We start from the raw sequence: 20,801 nt of genomic DNA, 5'->3' as shown, positions 1-20,801 counted from the left end.
GCCGGTGGCCCCCGCGCCCGCTCCAATCCCCGTGCCGGCGGCCCCGCCGCCCGCTCCGCCGCCAGTGGCACCCGTTCCCGTACCGATCCCGCTGCCCATCCCGGGCATCGGTGGTCCGCCCGGCGGCGGGTGGGGCCCCGGTCACGGCGGCGGAGGCCATGGGGACCACGACGGCGGCGGCTTCCCCGGCGGCCCGCGCGGCGGCTTCGGCGGCGGCCACGGTCACGGCGGATTCGGCGGTGGTGGCCCACGCATCAACATTCCGGGCATCCCCGGGATTTAATCCGTCGGCGCAGCGGCTACCCGTCATCTGCCGTTTGTCTCCCGCTTAGCCCGGGGATGCAGTTCGCTCATCGGGGTCGCTTACACCAGTGGTATGCGATGCACCGTGTTCGGCACGGGATACCTCGGTGCCACCCACGCAGTCGGGATGGCGGCACTGGGACACGACGTCCTCGGGATCGACATCGACCCGGGCAAGGTGGCCAAGCTCGCCGGGGGTGACATCCCCTTTTACGAGCCAGGCTTGCGAAAGCTGTTGAACGAGAACCTGGCTGCGGGCCGTCTGCGGTTCACCACCGACTACGACGCGGCCGCCGACTTCGCCGACCTGCACTTCCTGGGCGTGGGCACACCGCAGAAGAAGGGCGAATACGGCGCCGACCTGCGCCATGTCTATGCCGTGATCGACGAGTTGGTGCCCCGGTTGACCAGTTCGGCGGTGCTGGTGGGCAAATCGACGGTTCCGGTGGGCACCGCGGCCGAGTTGCACCAGCGCGCGGCCGCGCTGGCGCCCCGCGGCGTCGACGTCGAAATCGCCTGGAATCCGGAGTTCCTGCGCGAAGGCTATGCCGTACAGGACACCCTGCGCCCGGACCGGATTGTGCTTGGGATCCACCAGGATTCGGCGCGCGCCGAGGCCGCCGTTCGTGAGCTGTACGGGCCGCTGCTGGACGCGGGCGTGCCGTTCCTGGTGACAGACCTGCAAACCGCGGAGCTGGTCAAGGTCTCGGCCAATGCCTTTCTGGCGACGAAGATTTCGTTCATCAACGCCATCTCCGAGGTGTGCGAGGCGGCCGGCGCCGACGTCAGCATGCTGGCCGATGCGCTCGGCTACGACCCGCGGATCGGACGCCAATTCCTCAACGCCGGTTTGGGTTTCGGCGGCGGCTGCCTGCCCAAGGACATCCGGGCATTCATGGCGCGCGCCGGCGAACTGGGCGCCGACCAAGCGCTGACTTTCCTGCGCGAGGTGGACAGCATCAATATGCGCCGCCGCACCCGGATGGTGGAACTGGCCAGCGCGGCCTGCGGCGGCTCGCTGCTGGGCGCCAACGTCGCGGTGCTCGGCGCGGCGTTCAAACCCGAATCCGACGACGTGCGCGACTCGCCCGCGCTCAACGTCGCGGGGCAACTGCAGCTCAACGGCGCCGCGGTCAATGTGTACGACCCCAAGGCGCTGGACAACGCGCAGCGCCTGTTCCCGACGCTGAACTATGCGGTCTCGGTCGAAGAGGCCTGCGAGCGCGCGGATGCCGTGCTGGTGCTCACCGAGTGGCGGCAATTCGTCGAGCTCGATCCCGACGATTTGGCCGGCGGGGTGCGGGCCCGCGTCATCGTCGACGGCCGCAACTGCCTGGACGTGGCCCGCTGGCAGCGGGCGGGCTGGCGGGTCTACCGGCTCGGCGCGCCGCGACCGTAGGGACGCAAGAGCGGGGCTTTCCGTCAGTCCGATTCCAACCGCTCTCCAGGGATCGGATCATCGTTACCCTCAAAAGTCCGACACCGTAGGTGTTTTCACTATTGATGGGAATTACGCGCCTTGACGACGACCGATCCGACCACGACCGCTTCCACCGAAACCGGCATCGAGGTCATCCCCCTGTCCGGGTGGACCGGAGCCCTGATCGACGGTGTGGACATCTCCGCACCGTTGAGCGACTCGGACAAGGATGTCATCCGCACGGCCTTGCACAAATGGAAGGTCGTGTTCTTCCGCGACCAACAGCTGGACCACGCGGCGCAGGTCGCGTTCGGCGCGCAATTCGGTGACGTCACTCCCGCTCACCCGTACGAAGGCGACTCCGCCCCTGCGGGTTTCCCGCAGATTCACACGGTGTCGCCGGCCGCCTATGACCGCCGGTACGGATCCGAGTACCGGCACAAGGAGAATCGGAACGGCCCGAACTGGCATGCCGACGTGACGCCGCTGATCAATCCACCGTCGCATTCGATTCTGCGCGCCGAAGTGGTGCCGCCCTATGGCGGCGACACGCTGTTCACCAATGTCGCCGCTGTCTACCAAGGTCTTTCGCCACTGGTGCGTGGGTTCATCGACGGGCTTCGCGCCGAGCACCGGTTCGGCGCGACGCTGGCCTTCGAACGCAGCGCCGAGAAGATCGGTGAACTGGTTCGGGGCAAGCCGTTGGCGGCCATCCATCCGGTGGTTCGGGTGCACCCCGAGACCAACGAGCGCGTGGTCTACGTCAATCAGTTCTTCACCAAGGAGATCGTTGACCTGTCCCCGCGGGAGAGTCGTCACATCCTGGATCTGTTGTTCGAGCAGATCTCCCGCCCGGAGTATTCGGTTCGATTCAAGTGGGAGCCGGGAAGCGTTGCGTTCTGGGACAATCGGGCCACGTTGCATCTCGCGCCGCGCGATTTCGAACACCTCGATCACGAGCGCGTGCTACATCGGATCACACTGGTCGGCGACATCCCGGTCGGCCCGGACGGGCGCCCATCGGAGCCGTTGGAGGGCCAGTTCTTCGGGGCCGCCTGACAGGGAAGTGGGCAACCTCAAGCGGCCCGGTGCGACCACAGCAGGCCGAGCAGCCCGAACGCCGCCACCGCTGTGGTGGTCACCGCCACCGGCCACAACGCCCCGCCCACGTGTGCGACCACCGAGGTCAGCAACAACGGGACGAGCCCGCCGATGATGGTGGAACTCTGGCCGGACAACGACATCCCGGTGTAGCGCACCCGCGCCGGGAAGGATTCGGCGAGGTATTTGGGTAAAGCGCCCCAGACGACCCACATCGGCGCGCCGATCAAGGTCTCGGTGATCAGCAGCGCCGTCACCGTCGAGGAGGCGGAGAGAACGGCCAGCAGCCCCGCCGTCGGCAACACGAGTAATCCGAGTAGGCCCGCGCGGACGACCCTTGGCGCGCCGACCCGATCGGCGAGCCAGCCACCCAGCAGTGTCAGCACCCAGAACACGGTGACATGCACGGCGGAGATGCCGAGCAGCACCGACGAGGCCGGCAGGGCAAGGCTTTTGGTGCCGTAGCCGGTGAGGAAGACGGTCTCGACGAAGAACGGGACGGTCACGCCGCCCAAATAGACCCCGAAGCAGACCAGCATGGTGCGACCGTGCCGACGAACGGCCTCGCGCAACGGGAAACGCGACAATTCGCCGCTGCGGTGCAGCGCGGTGAACTCCGGCGATTCCATCACCCGCAGCCGGATGAACAGGCCGACGACGCTCAGCGCGATCCCGAACAGGAACGGCACCCGCCAACCCCAGGTCACGAAACTGTGCTCGCTCAGCACAGACGCCAGGATGAACAGCGACCCGGTGGCCAACCCCTGGCCGAGGGTCGCCCCGGTCTGCACCAGCGATCCCCAGAAACCGCTGCGGTGGGGCGGGCTGGTCTCGGTGACCACCAGGACCGCGCCGGCCCATTCGCCGCCGAGCCCCACTCCCTGCAGAAACCGCAACAGCACCAGCAGCGCGGGCGCCGACCACCCTATCGCGCCGTAGCTGGGCAGCAATCCGATCAGAAACGACGGGATACCCATGATCAAAAGCGTTGCCACCAGCATCTTCTTGCGTCCGAGGCGGTCGCCCAGGTGCCCGAAGACGACCCCGCCCAGGGGGCGCGCGACGAATCCCACCGCGAAAGTGCCAAGTGCGGCAAGCACTCCGGCCGTGGCTGAGGCGCGCGGGAAGAACAGTGGACCGAAGACCAGGGTGGCCGCGAAGCCGTAGAGGAAGAAGTCGTACCACTCCAGCACGCTGCCGACGAGACTGGCCAGCGCCACCCGGCGCATGCCGGGGACGGGCGCCGCCTCTTCGGGCAGGGTCGCCGGCCGGGTGCTTTCCTGCTCTGCGATCGTCATCGAGGTCTCCGAATGGTCGGCCGGTCAGATCCGCGCACCCGCGCCGGCAACGAAATGACCGGCGCGAGTGGGGCATCGCGGCGAGTACGACCGTCCGGCGCCCCTGCCCAGTTCAGCGTCATCGGGCGCGATTGACGACGGTTGAAATCAGCTTGAAAGCAAGTGATTACGCGTTACAACCCGATTTGGAGGAACCCGGCGCGCGTTGCCACGGGCAGCAATCACGAAATGCGTTGCGGCTCAGAAGGTATCAGCGGACCCGGGCGCACACAATGGCTCGGGCGTGTTCCCCGCCATCTCGGGAAAGATCGATCTGAACTTCCCCGAAGCCGGCCGACCGGAGCGCGTCAACCACAGGCGCGGGGTCGGAGAGTTCGCGGAAGGGCAACGCGGCGGCGACCTCGTCGGTGTAGTGGTGGCCCGCTACGTGCGGGTTCAGCGAGACGTCGGCGATCAGCGTCGCGCCCGGCGTCAGTACCCGGCGCCATTCCGCGAAGGCTTTTTCCGGCTCGAGCAATGTCCAGATGAAGTGCCGCGCCGTCACCGCGTCGAAGCTGGCGTCGGCGAACGGCAGCTTTTCGGTCACGCCCTCCACGAAGGTGACAGTCGCCGCGGCGGCCTTGCCGCGCGCCCGGGCCAGCATCGCCGCGGAGGCATCCACGCCGGTCACCCGGTGGCCGAGCTCGCTCAGCAAGAACGCCGCAAAGCCCGTGCCCGTGGCGATGTCGAGCACCCGCGAGCGATCGGGGATTGCGCTCAGCGCCGCCGTCCACAGGCGACGTTCCGGCTCCGAGGAGATACCGTGCGCGGCCCGCTGGTCATATTCCGAACCCTCGCGCTCCCAAAACGCCCGGATCGCGGCGCGCGCGATCGTAAGGCTTGCGGCGTCAGCGGGCATTTGCACGGCACGTGGCCCATCGTCTCGTCATCGACGACAGTCTGCAGGGCGCGGGATCCCCACGGCAAGACGAGCGGGCGCGGCCCACGCGAGTAGCCTGACCGGCGTGGACTATGCCGGCGCATTCCTCGACGAGAACCGGGCTTTCGCGGAGCTGTTCGACGGTGTCGACGAGTCCACACCGGTACCCACCTGCCCCGACTGGACGCTGCGGCAACTGTTCCGCCACGTCGGGCGCGGGGACCGCTGGGCGGCCCAGATCGTGCGCGACCGGCTCGACACCTACCTCGACCCCCGCACGGTGGAGGGCGGCAAGCCGCCGCCCGACCCCGCCGACGCGATCTCCTGGCTCCACGGCGGCGCTCAGCGGCTGGTCGACGCGGTGGAGCTGACCGGGGTGGAAACACCGGTATGGACGTTCCTCGGCCCGCGCCCGGCAAACTGGTGGATCCGGCGCCGGCTGCACGAGGTGGCCGTGCACCGCGCCGACGCCGCGATCGCGCTGGGCAGCGATTTCACGCTCGAACCCGCCATCGCGGCCGACGGGATCAGCGAATGGCTGGAGCGGGTCGCCATCCAGGCGGGCGGCCAGGGGGCGCCGCTGCCGCTCGAGGACGGGACCACCCTGCACCTGCACGCCACCGATCCCGGCCTCGGCGAGGCCGGGGAGTGGACGGCCGCCGTCGAACAGGGGCGGATCAGCTGGTCCCACGAGCACGGCAAAGGCACCGCCGCACTGCGCGGCGGCGCCACCGAGCTGCTGCTGGCGATCCTGCGCCGGCGCCCGCTCGCCGACACGGGCGTCCAACTCTTCGGCGACGAAGCCGTGTGGCAGCGCTGGTTGGACCGTACGCCGCTCTAGCCGCGGCGCCGCACGGTAATTTGCACACCATGACCACATCGGAGATCGCCACCGTCCTGGCATGGCACGACGCCCTCAACGCCGCGGACATCGAGACCTTGGCGTCCCTGTCCAGCGACGACATCGAGATGGGCGACGCGCACGGGGCCGCGCAGGGCCACGAGGCGCTGCGCAACTGGGCCGCCGCGCACCGGCCGGCCACCGAGCTCGGCCGGATGTATGTGCACGACGGCGTCGTGGCCGTCGAACTGAAACCCAGTAGCCCCGGCGATCCGGGAGCTGAAACGGGCACCGCGTTGACGTTCCGGGTGGTGCGCGACCACGTCACCTCCGTGTTCCGGCACGACAGCCTGGCGTCGGCGTTGGCGGCCACCGAGCTCACCGAATCCGACGCCGTCGACTAGGCACCAGGAGCCACCCATGCGCGGAATCATCTTGGCCGGCGGGTCGGGCACCCGCCTGCATCCGATCACCACGGGCATCAGCAAGCAGTTGCTGCCGGTCTACGACAAACCGATGGTCTACTACCCGCTGTCCACCCTGATGATGGCCGGGATCCGCGACATCCTGGTCATCACCACCCCGCATGACGCGCCCGGATTTCAGCGACTCCTGGGCGACGGCTCGCAATTCGGCGTCAACATCAGCTACGTGACACAGGACCGGCCCGACGGTCTGGCCCAGGCGTTCGTCCTGGGCGCCGGCCACATCGGCAACGAGTCGGTGGCTTTGGTGTTGGGAGACAACATCTTCTACGGTCCCGGGCTGGGTACCAGCTTGAAGCGCTTCCAAACCATCAGCGGGGGAGCTGTTTTCGCCTACTGGGTAGCCAATCCGTCGGCCTACGGTGTGGTCGAGTTCAGCGACGACGGCCTGGCGCTGTCGTTGGAGGAGAAACCCCAGACGCCGAAATCCAATTACGCGGTGCCGGGTTTGTACTTCTATGACAACGACGTGATCGAAATCGCCAAGGGGCTCAAGAAATCGGCGCGCGGCGAGTACGAGATCACCGAGGTCAATCAGATCTATCTCAACCGGGGCCGGCTCTCGGTCGAGGTGATGGCCCGCGGAACGGCCTGGCTGGACACGGGCACGTTCGACTCGCTGCTGGATGCCAGCGACTTCGTCCGCACGCTGGAACGACGGCAGGGCCTCAAGGTCAGCGTGCCCGAGGAGGTGGCGTGGCAGCAGGGCTGGATCACCGACGAGCAGCTGGCCGAGCGCGCGCACAGCCTGCTCAAGTCGGGGTATGGCTCCTATCTGTTGAATCTGTTGGAGCGGAGCCGATTTCACTAGGTTTGGCCAGCACCGCCGCGATGCCCGTCGTCAGCGGCACCGACAGCGCCAACGCCATCCCGCCCACCGCCGAGCGGGCGATCTCGATGGCCACGCTCTCACCGGTCAGCACGTCGGTCAGCGAGCGGTTGGCGACGCTGAACAGCAACAGCAGCGGCAGCGAACTGCCGGCATAGGCCAGCACCAGCGTGTAGACGGTGCTGGCGATGTGATCGCGCCCCACCCGCAGGGCGCCTACGAAGATCGCCCGCCGCGAGCCGCCGAGGCGGGCGAGCTCGAAGACCGTCGAGGCTTGGGTCACGGTGACATCGTTGAGCACGCCCAGCGATCCGATGATGAAGCCGGCCAGCAGCAGTCCGCCGATCGACACGTTGCCCAGGTAGGCGCTGACGGTGGTGTTCTGTTCGTCCGAGAGCCCGGTCAGATGCGCTAATTGGATTGCCGCCCAAGACAATCCGGCGGCGAGCAGCAGCGCCGAGAGGGTGCCCAGCAGCGCTGCGCTGGTCCGCAGGCTGACGCCGTGGGCCAGGTAGATGACCGCGTAGAGGATCGCCGCCGATGCCACCAGCGCCACCGGCACCGCGGGCGCGCCGTCCCGCAGGGCGGGCAGCAGGAACATGACCAGCACCACGAACGCGACCAGGATGCCCACCAGCGCGAGGAGCCCGCGCCAGCGCGCGACGGCCACGATCACCACGGCGAACGCGATCGCCAAACCGACCAGCGCCCAACCCCGTTCGAAGTCGTAGAACGCGTAGCTGGTGGCGCCCTGGTCGTCGACCTGCCGTACGACCCGAATGCGGTCGCCCACCGCGAATTTCGGCTGGCCGGGGCCGGGGGAGGATTCCAGCAGCGTGGTGGCCCCCGCGTTCGGTCCGGAATCGACGGCGACCTGGGTCAACACGCAGCGTCCGGCGCCCGGCGCGGCGGGCTGGGGCGGGCCGGTGAGGACCTGGCTGACCGACGGGCTGCCGCAGTCACCCAACCCGCTGGACAGCACGTGCCCGGCCTGCGTGCTCACGGCGCCACCGGACGCGCTCTGCAGCGGCATCGGAATGTCGACGCGCTGACGGCTGGGCCACAACAGGATCGCGCCGACGGCCACCGCGACGCCGATCGCGACCAGCAGCCCGACGACGATCCTGGCGGGCAACGGATCAATGCCGGACGGGCCTGGCGGCATGCTGTGCGAGTGGGAGTGCGTCACCCGGTCGAGCGTAGAGGCGGTTTCCTGGGCGCTTACTGGCGATAGCCGACGAGGAAGTTGCCCAGCCGCTCGATCGCGGCCGCCAGATCGCGGGCCCACGGCAGCGTCACGATGCGCAGGTGATCCGGTGCGGGCCAATTGAAGCCGGTTCCCTGGGTGACCAGAATCTTCTCCTGCAGCAGCAAATCGAGGACGAGTTGCTCGTCGTCGTCGATGTCGTAGACCTCGGGATCCAGCCGCGGGAAGGCGTAGAGCGCGCCGTCCGGCTTGACGCAGGACACCCCCGGAATCTCGTTGAGCTTGGTCCAGGCGACGTCGCGCTGCTCGAGCAGGCGGCCGCCGGGCAGCACCAGGTCGTCGATGCTCTGGTAGCCGCCCAGGGCGACCTGGATCGCGTGCTGGGCCGGGACGTTGGGGCACAGCCGCATGTTGGCGAGCAGGTTGATTCCCTCGATGAAGCTGCCGGCGTGGTCCTTGGGCCCGGTGATGGCCAGCCAGCCGGCCCGATACCCGGCCACCCGGTACGCCTTCGACAGCCCGTTGAAGGTCAGGCACAACATGTCCGGCGCCAGCGAGGCCAGGTTGATGTGCGTGGCGTCGTCGTAGAGGATCTTGTCGTAGATCTCGTCGGCGAGCAGCAGCAGCTCGTGCTTGCGCGCCAGTTCGACGATCTGGGTGAGGACTTCGCTGGTGTAGACCGCGCCGGTCGGATTGTTCGGGTTGATCACCACCAGCGCCTTGGTGCGGTCGGTGATCTTCGACTCCATGTCGGCGATGTCCGGCTGCCAGCCCTGCGTCTCGTCGCACAGGTAGTGCACCGGGGTGCCGCCCGCCAGCGAGGTCGACGCCGTCCACAGCGGGTAGTCGGGCGACGGGATCAGCACCTCGTCGCCGTTGTCGAGCAGGGCCTGCAGCGTCATCGTGATCAGCTCGGACACCCCGTTGCCCAGGTAGACGTCGTCGACGTCGAAGCGGGGGAATCCGTCGACCAGCTCGTAGCGGGTGACCACCGCCCGGCGCGCGGGCAGGATGCCCTGCGAGTCGGAGTAGCCCTGGGCGTAGGGGAGGGCCTGGATCATGTCGCGCATGATCACGTCGGGCGCCTCGAAGCCGAACGGCGCCGGGTTGCCGATGTTGAGCTTGAGGATGCGATGACCCTCGGCCTCGAGCCGCGCGGCCTGCTGATGTACCGGGCCGCGGATCTCGTACAGGACGTCCTGAAGCTTCGACGACTGCGCGAAACTCCGCTGCTGCCGGTGATGACCCGGCGGGTGCGGTGGCAGCTGGTGAGGCAGCTGGTGGGTGGTCACATCACCAATGGTGCCATCACTGTCCACTGAAATTTGCTGTCAAGCGTAAAAATCCCAGGTCAGCGCTTGCCCGGCGGACGCGCCCCGCGGGCGATGCCCAGCCCTTTCACCGGCGGCTGAGCCGGTGCATCGTCGCCGTCGCTCTGCTTTGCGGGCTCCGGTTTCGGTGCCGGCTCGGCGTCGGCCTGTGCCTGTTCGGCGGGCTCGGCTTCTGCTTTCGGCGCCTCGGCCTTCGGGGCCGCCTTCTTCGCGCCGGGTCGCTTGGCGCCCGCGGCGATGCCCAGGCCCTTCACCGGCGCGGCGGGGGCCTTGGCCTCGGGTTCGGCTTCGGCCGGCGCTTCGGCCTCGGCCTTGGGAGCCTCCGCCTTTGGTGCCTCGGCCTTGGGGGCCTCGGCCTTGGCGGGTGCCGCCTTCTTCGCGCCGGGCCGCTTTGCGCCGGCGGCCAGCCCCAGCCCCTTCACGGGTGCGGCGGGAGCCTTGGCTTCGGTCTCGGCCTCGGCGGCCGCCTCGGCTGGTGCCTCGGCCTTGGCCGGTGCCGCCTTCTTCGCGCCGGGCCGCTTTGCGCCGCCGGCGATGCCCAGCCCCTTGACGGGCGCGGCCGGCGCGGCCGCCTCGGCCTTGCCTTCCGCGCCTTCTGCGGCGGGTGCGGCTTTCTTCGCGCCCGGCCTCTTGGCGCCGCCGGCGATGCCCAGCCCCTTGACGGGCGCGGCCGGCGCGGCCGCGGCCTCGGACTTCGGGGCCGCCTCGGCGGGCGCCTCCTCGGCCTCCTCGACGGGAGCGGTCGCCGTGGCCGTCGCCGCCTTGGGCGCCTGGGCCGCCCGCTGCTCGGCTTCCTTGGCGGCCGTGCCCTTTTCGGGCAACGTCGCCTTGTCGTACTCCAGTGACGCGAGCAGGATCTGCGCGACGTCGAGCACCTCGACGCCGGAGCGCCCGGCCTCCTCCTGCCGGTCGTTGACGCCGTCGGTGACCATCACGCGGCAGAACGGGCACGCGGTGGCGATGGTGGCGGCCCCGGTGGCCAGCGCCTCGTCGACGCGTTCGTGGTTGATCCGCTTGCCGATGTGCTCTTCCATCCACATCCGCGCGCCACCGGCGCCGCAGCAGAAGCTGCGCTCGGCGTGCCGCGGCATCTCGGTCAGGTTCGCCCCGGAGGTCCCGATCAGCTCACGCGGCGCCTCGTAGACCTTGTTGTGCCGGCCCAAATAGCAGGGGTCGTGGTAGGTGATGTCCTGGGACACCGGGGTCACCGGGACCAGCTTGTTGTCCCGGACCAGCCGGTTGAGCAGCTGGGTGTGGTGCAGCACCGAGTAGTTCGCGCCGAGCTGGCGGTACTCGCGGCCCAGGGTGTTGAAGCAGTGCGGGCAGGTGACCACGATCTTGCGGTCGACGGTCTCGGTGCCTTCGAACAGCCCGTCGAGGGTTTCGACGGCCTGCTGCGCCAGCTGCTGGAACAGGAACTCGTTTCCCGAGCGGCGCGCGGAGTCGCCGTTGCAGGACTCGCCGGTTCCCAGCACCAGGTACTTCACCCCGGCGATGGCCAGCAGCTCGGCGACGGCCTTGGTGGTCTTCTTGGCCTTGTCGTCGTAGGCGCCGGCGCAACCGACCCAGAACAGGTACTCGTAGCCGTCGAAGCTGTCGACGTCCTCGCCGTAGACCGGCACGTCGAAGTCGACCTCGTCGATCCAGTTGGTGCGGTCCGACGCGTTCTGTCCCCACGGATTGCCCTTGGTTTCCAGGTTCTTGAACAGCACCGACAGTTCCGAGGGGAACTCGGACTCCATCATCACCTGGTAGCGGCGCATGTCGATGATGTGGTCGACGTGCTCGATGTCCACCGGGCACTGCTCGACGCAGGCGCCGCAGGACACGCAGGACCACAGCACGTCGGGGTCGATGACGCCGCCCTGCTCCTCGGTGCCGACGAGCGGGCGGGTGGCCTGCTCCGGGCCGGAGCCCATGACGCGACCGAAGCCCGACTCGGGAACGTGGTGGGCCTCGGCGTGCTCTTCGCCGGACAGCTCCTCGCCGAGCCCGCCCGCCGGCGTGCTCTCCAGCGGGCTCTCCTTGTCACCCAGGATGTAGGGCGCCTTGGCCATCCAGTGGTCACGCAGGTCCATGATGACGAGCTTGGGCGACAGCGGCTTGCCGGTGTTCCACGCCGGGCACTGCGACTGGCAGCGACCACACTCGGTACAGGTGGCGAAGTCCAGCATAGCCTTCCAGCTGAAGTCCTCGACCTTGCCGCGCCCGAATGTCGCGTCGTCGGGCGGGTTTTCGAAGTCGATCGGCTTGCCGTCGTATTCCAGCGGCAGCAGCGGGCCGAGCCCGTCGGGCAGCCGCTTGAAGATGACGTTGATCGGCGCCGTGAAGATGTGCATGTGCTTGGAGTGCAGCACGATGATCAGGAACGCCAGCATGACCGCGATGTGCAGCAGCAGGGCCGTCGTTTCGATGATCTCGTTGGCGGGCTGGCCCAGCGGACGCAGGATGACGCCGAACAGTTGCGACAGGAAGGCGCCGTTGCCGTAGGGCAGCGTGCCGTTGTTGACCGCCGCTCCGCGCACGAACACGTAGGTGAAGACGACGTTGAAGATCATGAACAGCACCAGCCAGGCACCGCCGGTGTGGGAGCCGTAGAACCGGGACGAGCGGCCGATCTCCTTCGGGCTGCGCATCAAACGGATGATGGCGAAGGTGACGATGCCCAGGAAGACGGCGGTCGCGAAAAAGTCCTGCAGGAACCCCAGCGCGTCCCACCGCCCGATGAACGGGATGTGGAAGTTGTCCTGGAAGAGCAGACCGTAGGCCTCGATGTACACCGTGAGCAGGATGAAGAAGCCCCACATGGTGAAGAAGTGCGCCAGGCCGGGGATCGACCACTTCAACAGCTTGCGCTGCCCGAAGACCTCGGAGAGCTCGGCCCAGATTCGTTTGCCGGGTTCGTCGGTGTGCCCCGGGGACGGCTTGCCGGACGTGATCAGCTTGAACAGCCACAGGACCCGTCGTCCGGCGAGCGCGGCCACGACCAGCGTCATGCCCATGCCCACGACCAGCCTGATGAGCATCTGCGTTGTCACAGAAGGTCTCCCCAATGCATAGATAATTCGGCCTGTGCTTTATTTGCCTGCTTAAGCCCCGCTCATAGTTACATCTTCGCGGCTTTCGGCGCGAGAAAGGCTGCCCTAACTTGGGCGTCGTCGGCACCTCTGGCCTGCTAGTTGATACCTACCCGCCGGATGTGACGTTTGTCCGAGTGACCAGCGCCACCAAATTTCGTTAAATGACCCTTTTCCGTGGCCCTTTTCCGGCCGGTCCGCAATCGTTCGCGTCAGCGCCCGAATGGGGGCTGGAAGATCGGCGGCAAGGGCCGTACCCGCGTGGTCGTCGTCGGCGCCGCGCTGGTGGTGGTCGCCTGCGATGTCGTGGTGGGTGGCGCGGTGGTGGTCGTCGTGGTGGTGGTCGGCGGGGGCGTCGTCGTTGTGGTGGTCGACGGCTCCGGCGGCGGTGTCGTGGTGGTCGTGGTGGCCGGCGCCTCGCTGGACGGTGGCGGCGGGGCCGGAACCACGGTGACCGTGGTGCTGTCGTTCGGCCCGGTGATGGTCACCGTCTGCGGTGGCGGCGGTTGGCTGGGCGGCGTCTTCGGAGGGGCCGGGGTGGACTTCGTCATCAACAGGCCGATCGCCAGTGCCGCGGCCACCAGCACCGCCACCACCGCCCCGGCCACGGTCAACACCAGCGCGGTGCGCTTGTACCAGGGCAGCCCGCCCTGCTCGGGATACTCGAATTCCCGTGCTTCGCTGGCGTATTCGCCGGTGGCGTCGCGACCCGTATAGGGCACCGGCTCGTCGGAGTCGGAGTCGGAGTCGGCGTCCTGCGACCAGGCCAGGGCGTCATCGACATCGGTGGCCTGGGCGGCCCACGCGGCCTGGGTCGCGCCGATCCCCGCGGTGCCGACCATTTCGGTCGGCGTCTCCACCGCGGCGGCCGCGGCGGTTTCAGCGCCCCCCGCTGCGTACTGCGCACCGAGCGCGGCCGCGCCGACGGCGGCGAGCGACGCCGGCTGGGCCGCGCTGCGGACCGGTACCCCGAAGCGCTGCGACAACCGCGCGGTGATCAGCGGGATGCTCGCGCCGCCGCCAACGATCGCCACGGCGCGCAGGTTGGCGTGCGGAATCTGGTTGCGCTGCAACGTGTCTTGCAAAGAGGTGACAAACCGGTCCAGCGGCGGGGAGATCAGTTGCTCGAACTCGGTGCGGGTCAGCTCGGCGGTCTCCCCGGAGGGGCCCGCGACGGCGCTCACGGCGGCCGTCGACAGTTGCTCCTTGGCGCGCCGGCAGGCGGCGAGTAGGCGGGTCTGTGACCCCATCCGCGCGGTGCCGCCCAGGACGGCGGTGCTGACATCGGCGGCCAGCAGGTGGTCGACGATGAGCTGATCGATCGCGTCGCCGGAGAACTCGGTGTGCCGCACGGCGGGGCCGACGGGCGCAAAGCCGGCGTGGGCGTTCATCACCGTGACGGTGATGCCGCCGGCGCCGAAGTCGCACAGCGCGATGACGCCGTCGGTGGGAAATCCCGGCGTGCCGCGCAGCGCCGCGACCGCGGCCGTCGCGTCGGAAACCAGCATCGGCGCCACCCCGCCGCGCGCGAGTTCCGACTGGGCGAAGAACTCCTCGCGCAGCGCCGCGAACTGTTCGTCGGACCAGTAGGCGGGGACCGCGATGCTGATCGGTGTCCCATAGCCGACCGTGCGGGCCATCGCCTCGATCGCCTCGACCGTCAGCGCCGCGCCGAGGTACTTGGTGCCGTCGGCCGCCACCAACGGAGCCCGGTCGCCAACCCGCTCGACGAACCCGCGCAGCACCAGGCCGGGCGCGGTCAGGTTTGGATTTTCTTCCGGCAGGCCAACTTCGGTGGGCCGCTGCTCGAACAGGGTCAGCACCGAGCTGCGGGTGACCGGAGCGCTGCCGGCGCGGGCCGCCACCAGGTTGGCCACCCCGATCGATAGCCCGAGCGACTGGCTCATGTCCGCACCCCTGTGTCAGTTGTCCCGTGGATTGCAGCGAGTCTAGGGCGCCGGAGGCGCCGCGTCGCCGAGCGTGATCGGCCTGCCGCCGACTGGTTAACGCAGGCCCGGCGGCACGGTGATGACCGTCGGCACCTGCGGAATGGTGATCACCGGCGGCAGCTGCGGCAGATGGTGGCGATGGGTGGGCTGCTGCGTTTGTTGTCTGGTGGGCTGCTGCTGCGTCGGCTCCTGGGCCGGCGGCTGTTCTTCCGCGCTGCTGCTGGGCTCGGTGGTGGTCGTCGTGGTCGACGTCGTCGTCGTTGTCGCCGAGGTGGTGCTCGTCGTCGACTTGGGGAGGTGGTTGACGTTCTGGTCGCCGTGAATGAGCTCGATGATGCCGAACACAATAAGGGCGATCAGGATGACGACGGAGATCAGCCAGGCGATGAGCATCGCGGGCTTGCGATACCAGGGCGTGGTCTCGGGCTGCTGGTCGAACGGGTCGAAGCCGTGGGGCTGCTCGAAGCCGTGCGGCGGCTGGGGCGGGAAGTTCGGTGGCGCGACTTCGCCGGTCGGCGGCTCGCTCATGCCGAAATCGGCTTGCTGCGTCGGCCGGTTGTGGAAGTCATCGCGTGGACCGTTGGATGCCACGGCACCGATGGTACTTACCGCACCTGCCAGTCTGCTGATGCCAACCCCTGACGGGTCGGTCGCGTCGCTCAGAAGGACGGGTGCGGTTGCTCACAGAGAGCGTGCACTCAGGTCCGGAGCCAACCGCTAGGCTGTGGCGCTCAACACACCCGCAACACCATTTCCGGCCGAATGATATTGCAGTACAGCGTAATTCGATCAGCACCTCGTTTTTGACTTACAAAGATATTCGTGACAGTGTCTTTTCCCGAATCGATGTGGAAGTCGAACGGCAATCCCGCATCAAGCGCGGCGCCTCCCGGGCCTGGGCAGGCCAGCGAGTAAGCCGCGCGGAATCGCTGGATACGCGAACACCTTGACCGTGCCGGCGACCAACACGTACCCGCCGTCACAGCAGCGACGCCCGGTATGACATCGGGCCCTGACACCGCGGCGAGCGACCATGCAATCCGAGCGCAGGGTAGGGAGGCGATCACGATGCCCGGCCGGCCCGCCCATCAGCCCCGGGTTCGTTGTCTCCGCTACCACGATCGGCTCTGCTAGTGGCCGCCGATTCGACAGACCGCGAATGGTGGTCAGAAGCCGGCGATGACGCCCCGACGGTGGCGAGCCAGCGCCGTCGCGTGGCGGACTTGCCCAATGGGACTGAACCGGCAAAGTGCACGGATGGGGCCCACGAGGAAGCCTCGCACAGTGCAGTTGGCGCCGGCGCGGAGGCGGGAAAGCAACTGACGAGCGCCGTGGTCGTCATTGCGCTCGTCTCGGCGATCTCGGGGATGCTCTACGGCTACAACACCGGTGTCATCTCCTGGGCCCTATTGCAGCTCACCGAGGAGTTCAACCTCACCGCGGCCTGGAAGCAGGTGGTCGCCGCCAGCATCCTGCTCGGCGCCATCGTCGGGGCCTTGGCGTGCAGCTGGCTTTCCGACCGGTTCGGCCGGCGCGGCACACTGTTGATGCTGGCGGTGGTGTTCATCGTCGGCGCGCTGTGGTGCGCCGACGCGCCGGACGTCTTTGTGTTGTCGCTGGGAAGGCTGGTCCTGGGCTTCGCCGTCGGCGGGGCGACCCAGACGGCCCCGATGTATGTCGCTGAGCTCTCGCCGTCGGCTTACCGAGGGCGGTTGGTGCTGTGCTTCCAAATTGCCATCGGGGTGGGCATCCTCGCCGCTAACCTCATCGGGGTCTTTGACTCGGTCTCCTGGCGGGGGCCGACCGGAATCGCGTGCGTACCCGCCGCGGTCATGCTGTGGCTGTTGTTGCGCCTCCCGGAAAGTCCGCGCTGGCTGGTCAAGCAAGGTGAGCGAAACGCTGCACGAGCCGTGTTGGAGCGGGTCCGGCCCGACGGCTACGACGTGGGTGCCGAGGTGGACGAAGCGACCGAACTCGCGCGCATGGAACGCAAGGCCAGCACCCGCGGGTGGAGCGGGCTGCGCGACGCCTGGGTGCGTCCGGCCCTGGTCCTGGGTTGCGGCATCGCGGTGTTCACCCAGCTCAGCGGCATCGAGATGATCATCTACTATGCGCCGACCATCCTGACCGACGACGGCGTGTACCGGTCCGTGGCTCTGCTGGTGTCGGTGATGTTGGGTGCGACGTACGTGATCGCCCAGCTAGTGGGGTTGGCCATTATTGACCGGGTCGGCCGGCGCCGGCTCACCCTCATCATGGTGCCGGGCGCGGCGATCAGCCTTTTCGCGCTCGGGCTGATTTTCGTCACCGCCGACAGCGGTCACGATGTCATCGCCTACATCATGATCTGCCTGATCGCCTTCATGGTGTTCAATGCGGGCGGCCTGCAGCTGATGGGATGGCTGACCGGCTCGGAGACCTATCCGCTGGCGGTGCGACCGGAGGGCACCGCCGTGCATTCGGCGACGCTGTGGGGGACCAACCTACTCATCACGCTGACGCTGCTGTCGCTCATCAATGCGATCGGGGTCGGGCCCTCGATGTGGCTCTACGCGTTGTTCAACGTGGCGGCGTGGATCTTCGTATTCTTCCGCATGCCCGACCTCACCGGTAAGAGCCTGGAGGAAATCGAAAGGAACCTGGCCGAGGGGAAATTTCGACCGTCGGACTTCGCACGCTGACGAATGCGCTTGCGCGGCAGGTTTTTCGGGCTGCAGTGCAGCGCGGTCACCCGCCGGCCGTTGACCGGCCTCGAAGGATCCGTTCGATCCGGTCCAACAGCTCGCTCGGGTTGTCGTGGGCGCCGTTTTTCCAGGCCGCGAGGGCGTTGAACAGGTTGACCGGCTGGATGGTCAACTGCAGGCCCAGCAGCACAGTCTTGGTCGCATCATTGCCCAAATCCACTGCCCGATAGGCAATTGCGACTTGCAGCGACTGGCCGCTCACACCATTCGGGACGATCTTGGGCTCGATCGACACGACACACTCACGGCTTATTTCGGTCAACTCTTCTTTCGGCGCAGTCAGGCGCACCGTCAACACCGAGGGCGAAATGCACAGAAGGCACCGGCGCCACATACGTACCGCGCTGGAAACGAAGATGGGCGTCAGAACCAGCAGAAGGATTCCGATGAACCGAAGCCACGCGGGATTGCCGGGTGCACTGCCCGCGCCGATACCTGCGACAGCGAGCAATGGGAACAGCACGTTCAAGACGTACACATTTCCCTCGTACCACGGGATGTACCTACAAATAATCTCGTCGCCCGCCCGGGTGACTCCCGTCCGAAAAATTCGGCGTCTTCCGAGGATGAACATGAGTGCCGCGCAGAATGCGATCAGGGACAGGTACCACTGCACTCCGACCGAAGTTGCTACCGCCGCAAGAAGGAGTAGAGCGGCGCCAAAGGTGTAGCGCAGTCCCCGCCGCCACTGGCCGCTCGTCTCGCCGTTGATCATCGGTGACGGTCTCGGGTGGTCACTGCGAATTGCCCCGAAGGATCCCTTCGACCTGATCCAGTAGCTCGCACGGGTTTTCGTGGGCGCCGTCTTTCCAGGCCACGAGGGCGTTGAGCAGGTTGATCGGTTGAACGCTCAGATACATTCCGAGCATCACCGTCGCGGTCGCCTCGCTGCTGACATCGGCGGGCTGGTAGGCGATTTCGACTTGCAACCGCTCGGTACCGGCCGCCACGCTCGGGACGAGCTTTGGCTCGATCGAACGGACATGCTCACGCCGGATGTCGGTCAACTCACTGCCGCGCTCTGCGATCCGCACGGTCAACGCCGCGGGGGTGATACGGAGAAGGGATCGGCGCCAGATCCAGAGGGAGACGCCCACCAATAAGGCAGAGATGGCCAGCAGAATTACCCCGCCGTACCACAGCCACGCCGGATTACCGGGTGCACATCCTGCGCCAATCATGGCGATCGCGATTAGGGGGAACAGCAAGGTCGCCATGTATGGGTTGCTCTCGTACCACGGAAGATAGCGGCAGACAATCTCCTGCCCGGTCCGCCTGACCCCGGCGCCGAAAATTCGGCGGCCGCTCCCATAAATGATGCCGACGCCGACCGCAGCGGCGCCGACAGGCAGATACCAAGCCGACCCAACCAGCACATTTATGCCCGCCAACAGGCATAGTGCACCACCTACGGCGTAACGCAGTTTCGGTACACGACGGCCTTTCGCCGTATTACTTGCCATCAGTAACGGTCCCGTGTTCGGTTCTCGGGATAGCGCCGTGGTACCCCGCGGACGTTGGATTTGTCACCGGACCCGATCGAGCGGTCAGCCAGACACCCGATCCATCCATCGGTGAATCGTGTAACGCGGTCACTGTTAGTTGCGCGATCAGCGTCTCCCGTTCGGCCGTGATGATCCTCGATTGTGACGTGCTGTCGATGGTGCCGAGTTCATGCGCGATCTGGATCGCGAGCGTCCCCGCGCTACCGGGGCCCTCGCGTGCTGCGGTGAATTCTCGATGCAGTTCACGGCATTTCGGCGCCGACTGCAACTGCTGGTCAGACAGCATGGCAAATACTTCGGGTGGATCCAGCGAGGCCTCGACCCGATGCATCGTCAACACCGCGTTTGCGCAAACACGTCGATACATGGGTCGGCACGACAAACCCACACACGAACTCCCTCAGCGGATTCGAACGGTTCCCAGCCCGGCGGCACCCCCACCTCAACAACAAACCCGACGAACCGATCGACTGGGGACACAGCGAGGCCGTGCTCTTCTGTGAACTCATCGAATCGCATCGTCGTCGTCCTACCCGAAACCGAATACGGATTCCACGCCATGCACCACACTCCCGATCGCATCCGCGGCGGGCTGCCAGGCCACTTCTACCGTCTTGGAGGCCACGAAGGCGGCTCCTGCTCCGACAACGGCGCCTGCCACCAGGCCAACTGCGGTGCCCGCTCCTGGAACGACCGAACCAAGCGCCGCACCCAACTCCGAGCCAGCCACCGCGCCGCCTACCCAACCGCCGGCTGCGAGACCGGCGGCGACACCCGCGCTCTCCCGCGTGACGGCCTCGGAAACCGAGTTGCCGTCATGGATGTCGGACATGACAGCGGGTACCGCGCTGGCCGCAGCGACCACCCCGCCCACGCGGGAGAACCCCTTCAGCTCTATGCCGCCGATCTTCGGGTCCTCGAACCACCGCAACAAGCCCGGATCAGCCTTGCCGGGACCCGTGCCCGGGGACTCGGCGATCAATCTGGTCGTCGCCCCACGCACACCGTCGGCGGTACCACCGGCGATGGCGCCCGCAGCCCCGGTCAGCACCTCCCCCTTCGTCGGGGCCAACGCGGGCCCCCCGCCGGGCTGGTCGGCCGATCCCTGATCGGGCGCGGCCTGGGGGGCTGTCAGGTCATAGCCGTCCGCGTGCAGGGTCCCCATTGCGTTCTGAAACGAGTTGGCGTAGCCGTTGCGGGTGGATTGCAGCTGGCCCAGCGCGGCTTTGGTGTCGCGGATGGCGTCGTCTTCACGGCCGCTGATAAACGCATCCAGCGCGTGTCGGTCTTCCGCGGTGAGTGTGGGATCTTTTTCCAGTTCCACCGCTTGGCCGATGAAGCCGTCCAGCTGCTGCAACTGACTTTCTAGCGCCGCGATCTGGCCGGCCGCGGCCTTTTGCGCCTCGGCCAGGTTGGCGGCGATGTTTTCCAGGTCCGCACCGATCTTGGGCAGCTGCAAGGACTGCGCCCCAAGGGTTTTCGTCACCCGCTGCACTTCGTCGGAGCCGGTGATCGGTTGATCCCCATTCTGATGGTTCCAGGCTGCGTCGAAACGGCTACGGGCTTGGTCGAACGCATTGCTGGCCTCAGCAGTGCATCGGCCCGCCTTGAGAAACGCCTCCGCCAGCTGAGAAATCTGAAACGGGCTACCGGCCTGCAGGCTCCGATTGACAGCCCACGGATCACCACCGGCTTCAGCGATCAGCGCCGCGACGCTGATGTAGCGGAGTTGCATGGAGTCGTGGGGTCTTCTTGGTTAGACCGGGCCTGAGCGAGCACCGGTAGCTGGTCG

Annotated in this window: 18 protein-coding genes; 7 read left to right on the top strand and 11 right to left on the bottom strand. The window is 67.5% G+C overall.

Annotated elements, in window-relative coordinates; genetic code table 11:
• The 3 genes from JF781_RS17300 to JF781_RS17290 all read left to right on the top strand — a co-directional run.
• Positions 1-283, top strand: a 283-nt coding sequence (locus JF781_RS17300) for a hypothetical protein (RefSeq protein WP_225341284.1), incomplete at its 5' end; no start/stop codon positions are given.
• Positions 284-376: 93 nt separating this feature from the next.
• Positions 377-1,702, top strand: a complete 1,326-nt coding sequence (locus JF781_RS17295; RefSeq protein ID WP_225328293.1) for a UDP-glucose/GDP-mannose dehydrogenase family protein — start codon at positions 377-379, stop codon at positions 1,700-1,702.
• Between the two features lie 120 nt (positions 1,703-1,822).
• Positions 1,823-2,782 (top strand): TauD/TfdA family dioxygenase, encoded by a 960-nt coding sequence (locus JF781_RS17290; protein WP_225328292.1) that lies wholly within the window; start codon positions 1,823-1,825, stop codon positions 2,780-2,782.
• A gap of 17 nt (positions 2,783-2,799) precedes the next feature.
• Here JF781_RS17290 and JF781_RS17285 read toward each other — a convergent pair whose 3' ends face one another.
• Both JF781_RS17285 and JF781_RS17280 read right to left on the bottom strand, forming a co-directional pair.
• On the bottom strand, positions 2,800-4,122 hold the full coding sequence (locus tag JF781_RS17285) for an MFS transporter (protein WP_225328291.1): 1,323 nt from the start codon (positions 4,120-4,122) through the stop codon (positions 2,800-2,802).
• A gap of 250 nt (positions 4,123-4,372) precedes the next feature.
• Positions 4,373-5,020, bottom strand: coding sequence for a class I SAM-dependent methyltransferase (locus tag JF781_RS17280; RefSeq protein ID WP_225328290.1), 648 nt, complete (start codon positions 5,018-5,020; stop codon positions 4,373-4,375).
• 106 nt (positions 5,021-5,126) lie between these two features.
• Here JF781_RS17280 and JF781_RS17275 point away from each other — a divergent pair, with 106 nt between their 5' ends.
• From JF781_RS17275 to rfbA, 3 genes are read left to right on the top strand one after another with little or no spacing between them, the layout of a single operon-like run.
• Entirely contained in the window at positions 5,127-5,882 is a 756-nt protein-coding gene (locus JF781_RS17275) for a maleylpyruvate isomerase family mycothiol-dependent enzyme (protein WP_225328289.1), read from the top strand.
• Between the two features lie 29 nt (positions 5,883-5,911).
• Positions 5,912-6,286: a nuclear transport factor 2 family protein gene (locus JF781_RS17270; protein WP_225328288.1), complete on the top strand. Its 375-nt coding sequence runs from the start codon at positions 5,912-5,914 to the stop codon at positions 6,284-6,286.
• Positions 6,287-6,302: 16 nt separating this feature from the next.
• A complete protein-coding gene (gene rfbA / locus JF781_RS17265) occupies positions 6,303-7,178 on the top strand; it encodes a glucose-1-phosphate thymidylyltransferase RfbA (RefSeq protein ID WP_225328287.1) in 876 nt (291 codons plus the stop codon).
• Here rfbA and JF781_RS17260 read toward each other — a convergent pair.
• From JF781_RS17260 to JF781_RS17240, 5 genes are all read right to left on the bottom strand, one after another.
• Positions 7,120-8,385 (bottom strand): YibE/F family protein, encoded by a 1,266-nt coding sequence (locus JF781_RS17260; protein WP_225328286.1) that lies wholly within the window; start codon positions 8,383-8,385, stop codon positions 7,120-7,122. The two genes, rfbA and JF781_RS17260, sit on opposite strands and share 59 nt — an antisense overlap.
• 32 nt (positions 8,386-8,417) lie before the next feature.
• The gene (locus JF781_RS17255; protein WP_225328285.1) at positions 8,418-9,722 is read right to left on the bottom strand and encodes a pyridoxal phosphate-dependent aminotransferase; all 1,305 of its coding nucleotides are present in this window, start codon (positions 9,720-9,722) and stop codon (positions 8,418-8,420) included.
• Positions 9,723-9,754: 32 nt separating this feature from the next.
• Entirely contained in the window at positions 9,755-12,772 is a 3,018-nt protein-coding gene (locus tag JF781_RS17250) for a (Fe-S)-binding protein (protein ID WP_225328284.1), read from the bottom strand.
• A gap of 251 nt (positions 12,773-13,023) precedes the next feature.
• Positions 13,024-14,718 (bottom strand): Hsp70 family protein, encoded by a 1,695-nt coding sequence (locus JF781_RS17245; RefSeq protein ID WP_225328283.1) that lies wholly within the window; start codon positions 14,716-14,718, stop codon positions 13,024-13,026.
• A gap of 96 nt (positions 14,719-14,814) precedes the next feature.
• Positions 14,815-15,351, bottom strand: coding sequence for a hypothetical protein (locus JF781_RS17240; protein WP_225328282.1), 537 nt, complete (start codon positions 15,349-15,351; stop codon positions 14,815-14,817).
• 740 nt (positions 15,352-16,091) lie between these two features.
• Here JF781_RS17240 and JF781_RS17235 point away from each other — a divergent pair.
• The gene (locus tag JF781_RS17235) at positions 16,092-17,441 is read left to right on the top strand and encodes a sugar porter family MFS transporter (protein ID WP_308011555.1); all 1,350 of its coding nucleotides are present in this window, start codon (positions 16,092-16,094) and stop codon (positions 17,439-17,441) included.
• Positions 17,442-17,487: 46 nt separating this feature from the next.
• Here the strand turns inward: JF781_RS17235 and JF781_RS17230 are convergent, their stop codons facing one another.
• The 4 genes from JF781_RS17230 to JF781_RS17215 form a co-directional block, all read right to left on the bottom strand.
• Positions 17,488-18,219: a hypothetical protein gene (locus tag JF781_RS17230; protein WP_225328280.1), complete on the bottom strand. Its 732-nt coding sequence runs from the start codon at positions 18,217-18,219 to the stop codon at positions 17,488-17,490.
• 19 nt (positions 18,220-18,238) lie between these two features.
• A complete protein-coding gene (locus tag JF781_RS17225; protein WP_225328279.1) occupies positions 18,239-18,967 on the bottom strand; it encodes a hypothetical protein in 729 nt (242 codons plus the stop codon).
• Complete coding sequence (locus JF781_RS17220) at positions 18,957-19,340, bottom strand: hypothetical protein (RefSeq protein ID WP_225328278.1); 384 nt, start codon at positions 19,338-19,340, stop codon at positions 18,957-18,959. Before JF781_RS17220 ends, JF781_RS17225 begins: the two co-directional genes overlap by 11 nt.
• Before the next feature lie 198 nt (positions 19,341-19,538).
• Positions 19,539-20,744, bottom strand: coding sequence for a hypothetical protein (locus JF781_RS17215; RefSeq protein ID WP_225328277.1), 1,206 nt, complete (start codon positions 20,742-20,744; stop codon positions 19,539-19,541).
• Between the last annotated feature and the right edge of the window lie 57 nt (positions 20,745-20,801).

The organism is Mycobacterium sp. WUMAC-067, assembly GCF_020217485.1.
In the GTDB taxonomy this organism is placed as follows: domain Bacteria; phylum Actinomycetota; class Actinomycetes; order Mycobacteriales; family Mycobacteriaceae; genus Mycobacterium.
The sequence above is the reverse complement of the archived record's forward strand: the minus strand, read 5'-3'. Positions and strand labels throughout refer to the sequence as shown.

Excerpts from the sequence above, each read along its gene's own strand:
- JF781_RS17295 (WP_225328293.1), top strand. The coding sequence starts at position 377 with ATGCGATGCACCGTGTTCGGCACGGGATACCTCGGTGCCACCCACGCA.
- JF781_RS17285 (WP_225328291.1), bottom strand. The coding sequence starts at position 4,122 with ATGACGATCGCAGAGCAGGAAAGCACCCGGCCGGCGACCCTGCCCGAA.
- JF781_RS17280 (WP_225328290.1), bottom strand. The coding sequence starts at position 5,020 with ATGCCCGCTGACGCCGCAAGCCTTACGATCGCGCGCGCCGCGATCCGG.
- JF781_RS17270 (WP_225328288.1), top strand. The coding sequence starts at position 5,912 with ATGACCACATCGGAGATCGCCACCGTCCTGGCATGGCACGACGCCCTC.
- rfbA (WP_225328287.1), top strand. The coding sequence starts at position 6,303 with ATGCGCGGAATCATCTTGGCCGGCGGGTCGGGCACCCGCCTGCATCCG.
- JF781_RS17245 (WP_225328283.1), bottom strand. The coding sequence starts at position 14,718 with ATGAGCCAGTCGCTCGGGCTATCGATCGGGGTGGCCAACCTGGTGGCG.
- JF781_RS17230 (WP_225328280.1), bottom strand. The coding sequence starts at position 18,219 with ATGATCAACGGCGAGACGAGCGGCCAGTGGCGGCGGGGACTGCGCTAC.
- JF781_RS17225 (WP_225328279.1), bottom strand. The coding sequence starts at position 18,967 with ATGGCAAGTAATACGGCGAAAGGCCGTCGTGTACCGAAACTGCGTTAC.
- JF781_RS17220 (WP_225328278.1), bottom strand. The coding sequence starts at position 19,340 with ATGCATCGGGTCGAGGCCTCGCTGGATCCACCCGAAGTATTTGCCATG.
- JF781_RS17215 (WP_225328277.1), bottom strand. The coding sequence starts at position 20,744 with ATGCAACTCCGCTACATCAGCGTCGCGGCGCTGATCGCTGAAGCCGGT.